Origin of the sequence: Candidatus Erwinia dacicola, from assembly GCF_001756855.1 — a bacterium.
Lineage (GTDB): Bacteria > Pseudomonadota > Gammaproteobacteria > Enterobacterales > Enterobacteriaceae > Erwinia > Erwinia dacicola.
The window spans coordinates 1-1,402 of sequence record NZ_MAYS01000326.1 but is presented as its reverse complement, the minus strand read 5'-3'; the positions used below and the strand labels follow the sequence as shown (position 1 = coordinate 1,402).

Below are 1,402 nucleotides of genomic sequence, written 5' to 3'. Positions count from 1 at the left end.
CCATCGCCAGATCTTTGCAATAGTGCCCAGATCACCATACGAACCGATCCACATTGCACGCGCCTTGCCTCCATAGCTGTAGCGAAAGCGCCATTTTGGTATTGAGAACTCTTTTCGGTAGCACAGATACAATCCGTTTCCGTCGGAGCGTCCCTCAAAGCGTTCCTGAGACCTTAGCCAGGCTTTTATCTGTATGTCTGATAGCTTTCCCATTCTTCCTGTTTGTAGCAAAACGATAACGGTACAAAAATGTACTTGTACACCGGATGGTACAGCAAAGGCGGGCGATTTGGCGAGAACTGATGGTTCTTAGTGAGAAAATAAAACCCGTAATATCCGGGTTTTATTAGGGTTATGACATTATATGAAATACTGATGAGATGTTACTCAATATTTTGAATCTGTTCGCGCATCTGTTCAATCAGCACTTTCAGCTCAATCGCTGATGCGGTGATTTCGGCATTGATCGATTTAGACCCCAGTGTGTTAGACTCGCGGTTAAACTCCTGCATCATAAAGTCGAGGCGGCGGCCAACGACCTCCTTCTTTTTCAGGATGTTGTAAGTCTCTTTAACGTGCGCTTCTAGGCGGTCCAGCTCTTCGGCCACATCAACGCGCTGCGCCAGCATCACCAGCTCCTGCTCAAGGCGATTATTTTCCGGCTCCACTTGGGCCTCTTCTAGGCGAGTCAGCAGGCGCTCACGCTGCCATTTCAGCACGTCAGGCATATGGGCGCGCACTTTCAGCACCTCGGCGCTGACGCCTTCCAGACGCTGCTCAATCAGCGCTTTTAGCGCCGAACCTTCGCTTTCGCGTGCGGTAATAAACTCATCAATTGCGGTGTCCAGCGCGCTGAGCAGCTGGGCAGAGATCGCATCCAGATCCTGCTCTTCAGCGGACATCACGCCCGACCAGCGCAGAATATCAATCGGGTTGATCTCCCCCCCGTCGCTCTGCATTTTCACCCAGTTAGCCGCTTGCACCAGCTGCACGGCCAGCTTTTCGTTCAATACCAGCGAGCTTTGCGCGCTCGGGTCCACATCAAAACGCAGGTTAACTTCGATTTTGCCACGCGTCAGACGGTTGCGGATGCGTTCACGGATTACTGGCTCTAGCCCGCGGAACTGCTCCGGCAGACGGATATAGGTTTCAAGATAGCGCTGGTTGACGGAACGAAGCTCCCAGGCTGCGCTGCCCCATTCGCCTTTGGTTTCGCGCCGGGCGTAAGCGGTCATACTGCGGATCATTTTGCGTACCGTTATAGAGATAGAAGATGCAGGGATTATAGCGACGGAGGCGCTGCCTTAACAGGCATTCGCTCAAATGACGGTGTTTTGGCTGACGTTTTGCCGCTCACAGCTTAAGTTGATGACAACTCAGACAGGCTTTGTTGAATAATAGG

2 protein-coding genes are annotated in these 1,402 nt (G+C 51.9%); both read right to left on the bottom strand.

Features of this window, described 5'->3' with window-relative positions:
- Window positions 1–213 (bottom strand): Arm DNA-binding domain-containing protein (locus BBW68_RS19760; protein WP_148127619.1); only part of this gene is annotated, 213 nt, incomplete at its 3' end.
- Between the two features lie 170 nt (window positions 214–383).
- Window positions 384–1,247 (bottom strand): YicC/YloC family endoribonuclease, encoded by an 864-nt coding sequence (locus BBW68_RS09495; RefSeq protein WP_070135171.1) that lies wholly within the window; start codon window positions 1,245–1,247, stop codon window positions 384–386.
- Between the last annotated feature and the right edge of the window lie 155 nt (window positions 1,248–1,402).

Coding starts and splice junctions, on each gene's coding strand:
- BBW68_RS09495 (WP_070135171.1), bottom strand. CDS start 1,247: ATGATCCGCAGTATGACCGCTTACGCCCGGCGCGAAACCAAAGGCGAA.